The sequence below is a fragment of the Allomesorhizobium camelthorni genome (assembly GCF_011045125.1).
Lineage (GTDB): Bacteria > Pseudomonadota > Alphaproteobacteria > Rhizobiales > Rhizobiaceae > Allomesorhizobium > Allomesorhizobium camelthorni.
The window spans coordinates 1-8,108 of record NZ_JAAKZF010000141.1; the positions used below are offsets into that span (position 1 = coordinate 1).

An 8,108-nucleotide genomic window follows, 5' to 3' on the forward strand; every position below is an offset into this window, starting at 1 on the left:
AGAGGCTGCAGTTGGAGTTTGCGCCAACACAGACACGATAATCGCCGCGAAAACATGCTTTCGTCCAAGCGACAAAAAAATACCCCTCAATCTATAGGAGCCGGTCTGAAATACTCTCCGGGCGTGATCAACGTAAGCTCTTAAACCTCACGAGAATCAGATAGCCGTGCGCAGCATCCTTCTACAACGTACGGAACGCAATCGCGATCAGAATTCGAGCGCCGCCGCATTTTTTAATCGCATTAGTGGCTTTATTGCCGCACGACACGAAGCAAGGGGAAAGCCGCCGCGCATTACTTCCAGGGCAGCTATGGGCCGGTAGAACCTTGCCGATGTTCCAGCTAAAATGAAAAAAGGCCCTGCGGCGACCGTTGATTTGTCAACAAGGCAGCTCCTTCCGCCGCCCTCGCGCGGGGAGGTCAAGAGGCCGATGAGACGCTGGCTCTAACTAATTTGGCTAACTGCGACCAACAGCTCGGCGCCTCACAGTCTGAACATTGCCATTGCCATACGCCTCATAAGGCCGGCGTGAGTCCCCAAAACTGGGAGGCCGGCCTTTTTCTCCGTGCTTCTTCTGCGGCAACACGCCAAATTTTGGTCAGCCACCCAAGGTGATTGGACAGGGCCGCATCTACAGTGTCTCCTATGCTGGGGAGGAGGAAATCCATGTCGATCAATTTCACCGAAATCATTCTTGCCGCCTCGATCTTGGGACTCGCGGTCGGATTCGCGGTGCTGTAGGCGCGACGGCACTCCGCGCCGCGTCGGAGCGTCCACCATCAGGCAGGACCAGCGACCGACATTGAATGGAAACCGCACGAGACAGCCCATTTTCCGTCGTTGTTGATGTCAACAACGAGCCGCCTGGCCCTACGACGGCGCCATTCAGAGCTGCCGCCCCATTTTTGTGCATCGCGCACGGCTTTGGTGACGATGGCCGGCATCTCCGCTTGGAGCTTCGCGATCTGCTGCAAACATCGTGCGGAAGCAGATCGTCGAGGTTTTTGCCCGAGCGACGTATGACGGCGGCATGGCCAAACGTGCGCCAGTCGCTGGATCTCATCCGTGATCAGTCCGCCAATGGCCGGCGCTTCGCTGCTCAGTATTGCCGACGACGCAGCGCGCGGGCGCCTGGTGGCGATTTCGGCTAAGCGCCACTTCGATAGAGGCAGGTTAGCCCAAAAAGGACTAGCTTCCGCGACCCGCGCTAGCCCGATTGTAGGAGGTGATCACTTGAGCGATGCAAGGTAGGGAATCAACCCTGTGCCAATTGTTCGCGACCGATCCTGAATACTCGATACACGCGCCGCGGGAAGGAAAGGCAGAACGAGAGTGGGTATGCCATCAGGTAGTTCCTCCGCAACGACCGAAGTCGCAGCCCTGAAGGATGCGAACCAGCCACCTTTCGCCTACCTCGCCTTTATATTTGTTTCATCCGCGATATTCATAGCCAGTACAGCTCACGGCATAGGCATCCTGCCCGACTCCGTCGCCTACTTCCGGATTGGCAGCGCACACCACTTTGCTCCGCTATACACGTGGCTGTTGCAGACGATTTCGTCGCATGGCCTCGCGATTAGCGAAGCGGCCTGGTGGCTGGGGTGGGCACTTCTGATCGCCAACATTGTTCTGATCCTGCGCTTGCTGCACCTGGCGCAGTTGCGGCCGGCACTGGCCGTAATGGCCACTGCCCTCATTGTCTATCATCCAGTGTTTGTCGAGTACCACTCCGTCGCCATGACCGAGGCACTATTCTTTGTGTTCGTATTGGCCTCGATTCTGGTTTTCCCGATCGCCGTGGCGAACGGCTGGAGATCTGGTTTCGCATTGGTCGGGGTGCTGATCGGACTCGGGATGCTTACCAGATTCGCGACTGCACCGCTGCTTCCAGCACTCGTGATTACGAGACTCCTTGTTGGCGACGGCAACTTGCCGAGGAGGGTTACCGATTGCGTGGTAATGACAGCCGCATGTGTCGGCGTCTTCGGCTCCTGGGTCGTGGTGAGCGAGTTGACCACCGGAGATTCCACGGGACGTGCCTTCGAGTTCCGCGGCAGTCCCGATGCGGCTTTCTGGATAGCGACGCTTCGGTCGGCATCGGTCATGCTCTTGCCCGCGCCGGTGCCCTCCGCGGCACGCTTTCTGTTTTTGGCTCTCGCAAGCGGAGCCGCGGTCTGGGCTATGGCGAGATACGTGCGGGAGTGGCTGCGCGTGTCGCCAGACCGGCGATCGCAGGCCTCCACTCTGGTGCCGATCGCACTGATTTTTCTGTCGCTGTTCTATGCGGCATTTCTGATATTTTCGGTGATGATCCAATACAGACTTTATCTCACCGGGCGTTTCCTGCTGCCTCTCTACGTATTTGCTGCCCTTGCGACAGCGATTCTATTCGGGAACCACAGCTTCAAGTTCACTCTGAGCCGGACGACTACGACCGTTCTTGCTGTGGTCGCGGGAGTCATCCTGACCTCGAACCTTGCACGGACTGCGCTGTTCACCAAATCCGCGCATGAATTGGGCCTAGGATATGCGAGCGGAACTTGGGCGGCGTCCCCAGTTCTCCAGGCTGTGGAGAAACTGCCGGAAGGCGTGCCGATCTACTCCAATGCGCCCGACCTCATCGCGTTTCGATTGCAGCGGAGCGCAACGTATCTTCCCGCTCGATTTAATCATCTCACTGGCCGGGACGACGGTCCAAAGACTTTCTATGAAGAGATGGATGAGTTACGCAATAATCTTGAGCAGGCGAACGCGTATGTGGTGATTGTCGATGAAATCAACTGGCGCGACTACCTGATCATCGAAAAAGAACTCCTTCTATCCGTGCCCCTCGCTCGAATTGCCACAGTACCTGATGGCCGCGTCTATGCAGCGGCCGGCAATTATCGGAATCATTAGGACACAGATGACGGAAAACCTCCCTTGAATACTGCGCCAGGATCGAACCATCGCACAGCGGGAAATTTTGAACATCACGACGGAGAAATGTCATGGGCTCAATGAAGAAGTTGTTTGTGGTTATTCCCGCCTACCAGGCGTCGCTAACACTGGAAAGCGTCTTCAACAGGATCCCAAGTGAGATTTACGATCGCGGCGCTCGAATCATAGTTGTGAATGATGGCAGTACCGATGAGACAGCAGCGGTTGCGGCAAGGATCGCGCTGTCGCGGCCCAATGTCGAAGTGATAGAGCACCCCAAGAACAAGGGTTACGCGCAGGCGCAGAAGACGGGGTTCTCTCACGCGCTGCAACAACAGGCCGACATCGTGGCCTTGCTGCATGCGGATGGCCAATACGCCCCGGAGCTTCTACCCCAGTTGTTGGCCCCTCTCGACAACGACGAAGCCGATCTCGTCGTCGGCTCGCGAATGCTCGAACGCGGCGCTCTGAAAGGCGGCATGCCGCTGTATAAGTACATAGCGAACAAATCTCTCACAGCGATAGAGAATTTCGCATATGGCCTTCGCGTGAGCGAGTATCATAGTGGATACATGCTCTATTCGCGTCGATGCCTGATGACGATACCTTTCACAAAGCTCAGCGATACATTTCATTTCGATGGTGAAATGATCATGATGGCTGGGAAGAAGCGTCTCCGTATCACGGAAATCGCAATTCCCACGCGGTATGCCGATGAAAAATCCCATTTGAAGCCGGTACAATACGGTTTCGACGTTTTGAAGATTATATGGCATAATTATAGAGGAAGATATGAATTCTAGCTTCAACCTAGAAGAACTAGGAGAGTTCCGATGAAGGTTCTGGTCACTGGCGGCGCAGGCTTCGTCGGGTCATTTCTGTGCGAGGAGCTTCACAATTCGGGCCACGACATACGGATATTCGACAATTTCGAACCACAGGTCCATTCCGGGGCGCAGGGCAACCTGCGCAATCTGTTGCCGAACGGAATACCCCTGAATGGTGTCGAACTTGTTTTTGGCGATGTTCGGAGTCCAATACAACTCGGCGCTGCGCTGAGGGACGTAGACGCAGTCATACATTTGGCAGCGCAGGTGGGAGTTGGCCAGTCGATGTACGAGGTCCACAGATACGTGGACCACAATACCATCGGCACCGCCGTTCTTTTGGAGTTGCTTGCGTCGCGCAAGCACAATGTGCGCAAGCTCGTCGTGGCGTCGTCGATGTCGATTTATGGCGAAGGCGGGGCGCATTGCGCAAGCTGTGGCAGCGTCACGCCGGCGCTTCGAGGCGCAACACAAATGTCGGTCGGCGATTGGGAGGTGCGGTGCCCAATTTGCGGCCGAACGACAACACCTGTACCGACGGCTGAAAGCAAGCCCGTTTTGCCGACGTCCATCTATGCAATCACCAAAAGAGACCAGGAGGAGATGTGCCTGGTCGTCGGCAGAGCTTATGGCATACCGAGCGTGGCGCTTCGGTTCTTCAACATCTACGGACCACGGCAATCATTAGGCAATCCTTATACTGGTGTCGCGGCGATATTTTCCTCACGCATTCTCAACGATCGCCCTCCGGTGGTGTTTGAGGATGGGAATCAGACCCGTGATTTCGTGCATGTCAAAGATGTCGTCCAGGCGATCTCGCTTGCGCTTGTGAAAGACGAAGCCAACGGGCACGTCTTCAATGTCGGCACTGGTCGGCCGACATCCATCAAGGACGTTGCAATTCTCCTCTCGCGAAAGCTGCGACGCAATATTGCGCCTCAGATCGAGTACAAGTTCAGAGAAGGAGACGTTCGGCATTGTTACGCCGACATCAGCAAGATCAAGGAGCACCTGGGCTACGCGCCGACAGTCGAGTTGGAGACCGGGATCGACGATCTTATAGACTGGGCCGAGAGCCAGAAGGCGGACGACCGTTTCGAAGCCGCGGCGGCCGAATTGGCGAAGAGAGGTTTGGCGCGGTAAGGTGCGCGATACACGGGAAGTCGAATACGCTTCCAGACTGGGACTGCAGGTGCATTTCTTCTGATGCGTGAGAGGAAACCATGGCGGGTCTGTTTACCAATCGTGTCCTAGTGACGGGCGGCTGCGGTTTCATAGGATCGCACCTGTGCGAGCGTCTGATCGAAGCTGGAGCGGAAGTTCTCTGCCTGGATAACTTCTTCACCGGATCGCGTGAAAACGTCGAGCGTCTTTTGTCTCATCCGCGGTTTGAGCTGCTCAGGCACGATGTAACGATACCGCTTTACGCCGAGGTAGATAAAATCTTCAATTTGGCGTGCCCGGCTTCCCCGGTGCACTACCAGTTCGATCCGGTGAAGACTATCAGGACCAGCGTGCAAGGCGCCATCAATATGCTTGGCCTGGCGAAGCGGCTGAAAGTCAACATCCTGCAGGCTTCGACTTCGGAGGTCTATGGCGACCCCATGGTTCATCCCCAGGTGGAGGACTATTGGGGCAACGTCAACCCGATTGGGCCGCGCTCTTGCTATGACGAAGGAAAGCGCTGCGCGGAGGCTTTGTTCTTCGACTACAAACGACAGCACCAAGTGGGAATCAAGGTCGCTCGCATCTTCAATACCTACGGGCCCCGCACTCACCCAAGCGATGGGCGGGTGGTTTCGAGCTTCATTGTCCAAGCGCTCCTCAACATGGATATCACCGTCTATGGGGACGGGTCGCAGACGCGATCATTTTGCTATGTCGACGACACGGTCGGGGCGCTGCTGCGGATGATGGATTCGCCGCCGGAAGTCGAGGGACCAATCAACATTGGCAATCCCGCCGAGATCACAATGCGGGACTTGGCTTCCCTGATCATCGAACTTACCGGGTCCAGGTCGCATATCGCATACAGAGCGCTGCCACAGGACGATCCCTGCCGGAGACGGCCGGACATATCTCGCGCAAGGGAGCAACTCGGCTGGTCTCCCAAGGTGGGTTTGAAGGAAGGGCTCCTGGCTACGATCGACCACTTTGAGGCACTGCTCAGACGCACCGACTATCGCACTGCATTGGGCGCGCGATACGAGGCAAGCTTTGCATAGAAATCGCGATGTGAGGCGAAGCCGCAGGAAGACTCTCGTACAAAGACCGATAGCCGCCGATGACGGGGCGTGCGAACAGGCATGGCAAGTTCATTGCGATAGAAGGCGTTGTGGCTCATGACATTGGAAGCGCAGTTGCGAGCGGGAGATGACCGTCCAGCGGTCAGTCGCCGGCCGCAGGTCGACATCCTCGAAAGCCGCGCCGCGAACATCGACGCCACTTCCCATTGCTCGAACAAGCCTTTCCAGGCCGAGAGTTTGTGGCGGTATCGGCCACCAGCTCTTTTCTGGGAAAAACTTCGGATGCTCGCGACGGTGCGGGTGCTACGTTACGGTCTTATTGGCACCGGCGCGGCGCTCCTCCAACTCAGCTTGCTCTTCGTCTTTGTGGAGTTCTTGCATTTTTACTCGCTGTTGGCTTCAACGGCGGCGTTGGGAATCTCGGTCGTCGTCAATTATGGTCTTCAGCGCCATTTTACCTTCCGGTCCAAATCCCGGCATGTCATTGCAGGGCCGCGTTTCGTCTCGTTAACTTTGGTAACGCTTGCGGCCAATGCCTTGCTCTTTGGCGCTATGTCAGCGGTAGTTCCCTACCTGCTGGCTCAGATAATAACTACCGCAACTATTTTCCCGGTAAATTATTATTTGAACAAGACTTTCACATTTCGCTGTTGACTGCTGATAGGCTGATAGGTTCTGTACGAAATATTATCTCTCCGCCAGAACAATGTTTGGTGACGGGGGCTATAATGCGGAACATTCCAGAACGGTAAGCGCTAGGGATCGCCCATGTTCCGAACCGGTCTGAGCGCGAGCCGCATCAATCCGCGTGAGACGTTTCGGCCGCGCCGGAGCCGCGAGACGGGTGCCGGCTTAAGCCTTTTGTACAAGTGTTCCCGAAGGCCTATTCTCGTGCACACTGACGCGTCGGAATGTTGGCGACATTCCCGACCGGCGCTCGGCTCCTTGGCAAGTTGTCTCACTCCCGACTTCGCTTAGATCGGGCAATGAGCCGAGCGTGCGTAAGGGCCTTCTTCTGGTCGTGCGATCGGCGCCGCAAAGGGGGTTAGATCATCTCCGGGTGTGACAGGCCGGTGCAAATTCGAGCCGATCAAGAGATGAAAGCGCAAGGAACGATCCGCCCTGCCACTCTCCGCAGCCGTACCTGAAAGAGGCTATGAGAATTGCGGACGCGCGGCCATCGTGGACCGATAACAGACGTACCAATGCAGTCGGCTGCTGGTGCAGGATTTCATATCCGTAGCGGATCAGGATGGAGGATGCTCGCTATCGCGTCGTCTGCCGGATCGATTAACGCTGTTGGCTGAGCCGCGCTTGAGCGGAAGATGTAGGAGCCCCCCTTTTTCATAGGCTGACCATTGCAGGTGAGTAGGCCATAATAGTGTGATCTCTCGGGGCGTTGACCACGGATGTACTGGCAGCGCTTTGAGAGGCATAAACGCGGGAGGACGGCCGGACCTATCGCTTCCTACCGAGGCGACTGAGGCCCCGCTCGCCTGAGGGGTATTCCCATGGCGGAAGCAGAGATCATTGTGCCGGAGACCGGCCGTGACAAGCATTCGGTTCGGATCGCTGTGGTCCAGGAACTCTATGCGGCGCTCGAAAGACTCAACGCGCCCGACGATCTCCTGGGAATCGTCGGCAATTGGGTTGATGCCATGGACGACGAGACAGCTCTCCAAGACCTTCGAGCCTTCAATCGGGACGGCACTTTGATCGAGGAGCTGGCCGGTCGGTTCGAATGATCATTCCTCCCGCACATCCTTGAGCGTCGTGTGCCTTAGATCTCCTTGCCCCTCCTGTACCGCGCCCGGTTGACGGGACTCGGCTCCACCCATTTGACGCCCGATTTATCGACAGCGGTTGCCAACGCGCGCCCTGCTGTCAGCGGGCGTAGGCACACGGCACAGTCTCCAGGTCAAAGAGCGATCCCGGTTGAATCGGGGGCAGGATTGCCATCAGGTCGCGGGCTTGAATAGCTTTGCGGCGCGCCGCCTCGGCCCGGCAAAGGTTTCCCGTCGATCATCGCCGGTTCCGCGTGGAGTTCGCCGCTCGCCCCGTTCAGTCCTTGAAAAGGGTGCATTGGCAAATGAATGGGTTAGCGGTCCAAATTCGT

At 56.8% G+C, this 8,108-nt stretch carries 6 protein-coding genes and 1 pseudogene; 6 read left to right on the forward strand and 1 reads right to left on the reverse strand.

Going from position 1 to position 8,108, the window contains the following annotated elements:
• Nucleotides 1–1,338 precede the first annotated feature (1,338 nt).
• The 5 genes from G6N73_RS33435 (at nucleotide 1,339) to G6N73_RS33455 (ending at nucleotide 6,646) form a co-directional block, all read left to right on the forward strand.
• Nucleotides 1,339–2,898 carry a glycosyltransferase family 39 protein gene (locus G6N73_RS33435; protein ID WP_165034196.1) on the forward strand — a complete coding sequence of 520 codons (1,560 nt, stop codon included), beginning with the start codon at nucleotides 1,339–1,341 and terminating at the stop codon, nucleotides 2,896–2,898.
• A 92-nt stretch (nucleotides 2,899–2,990) separates the two neighbouring features.
• On the forward strand, nucleotides 2,991–3,722 hold the full coding sequence (locus tag G6N73_RS33440; RefSeq protein WP_165034197.1) for a glycosyltransferase family 2 protein: 732 nt from the start codon (nucleotides 2,991–2,993) through the stop codon (nucleotides 3,720–3,722).
• Between the two features lie 30 nt (nucleotides 3,723–3,752).
• A complete protein-coding gene (locus G6N73_RS33445) occupies nucleotides 3,753–4,889 on the forward strand; it encodes an NAD-dependent epimerase/dehydratase family protein (protein WP_165034198.1) in 1,137 nt (378 codons plus the stop codon).
• An 80-nt stretch (nucleotides 4,890–4,969) separates the two neighbouring features.
• Nucleotides 4,970–5,971 (forward strand): UDP-glucuronic acid decarboxylase family protein, encoded by a 1,002-nt coding sequence (locus tag G6N73_RS33450; RefSeq protein ID WP_165034199.1) that lies wholly within the window; start codon nucleotides 4,970–4,972, stop codon nucleotides 5,969–5,971.
• Between the two features lie 117 nt (nucleotides 5,972–6,088).
• Nucleotides 6,089–6,646, forward strand: a complete 558-nt coding sequence (locus tag G6N73_RS33455) for a GtrA family protein (protein ID WP_165034200.1) — start codon at nucleotides 6,089–6,091, stop codon at nucleotides 6,644–6,646.
• Nucleotides 6,647–7,147: 501 nt separating this feature from the next.
• Here G6N73_RS33455 and G6N73_RS37630 read toward each other — a convergent pair.
• Nucleotides 7,148–7,246 (reverse strand): annotated as a pseudogene (locus tag G6N73_RS37630) (transglutaminase family protein); the annotation flags it as partial.
• Between the two features lie 257 nt (nucleotides 7,247–7,503).
• On the opposite strand from G6N73_RS37630, the gene G6N73_RS33465 reads away from it, so the two are divergent.
• Nucleotides 7,504–7,737 carry a hypothetical protein gene (locus tag G6N73_RS33465; protein ID WP_165034201.1) on the forward strand — a complete coding sequence of 78 codons (234 nt, stop codon included), beginning with the start codon at nucleotides 7,504–7,506 and terminating at the stop codon, nucleotides 7,735–7,737.
• The last annotated feature ends 371 nt before the right edge of the window (nucleotides 7,738–8,108 follow it).

Coding starts and splice junctions, on each gene's coding strand:
- G6N73_RS33450 (WP_165034199.1), top strand. CDS start 4,970: ATGGCGGGTCTGTTTACCAATCGTGTCCTAGTGACGGGCGGCTGCGGT.
- G6N73_RS33435 (WP_165034196.1), top strand. CDS start 1,339: ATGCCATCAGGTAGTTCCTCCGCAACGACCGAAGTCGCAGCCCTGAAG.
- G6N73_RS33445 (WP_165034198.1), top strand. CDS start 3,753: ATGAAGGTTCTGGTCACTGGCGGCGCAGGCTTCGTCGGGTCATTTCTG.
- G6N73_RS33455 (WP_165034200.1), top strand. CDS start 6,089: ATGACATTGGAAGCGCAGTTGCGAGCGGGAGATGACCGTCCAGCGGTC.
- G6N73_RS33465 (WP_165034201.1), top strand. CDS start 7,504: ATGGCGGAAGCAGAGATCATTGTGCCGGAGACCGGCCGTGACAAGCAT.
- G6N73_RS33440 (WP_165034197.1), top strand. CDS start 2,991: ATGGGCTCAATGAAGAAGTTGTTTGTGGTTATTCCCGCCTACCAGGCG.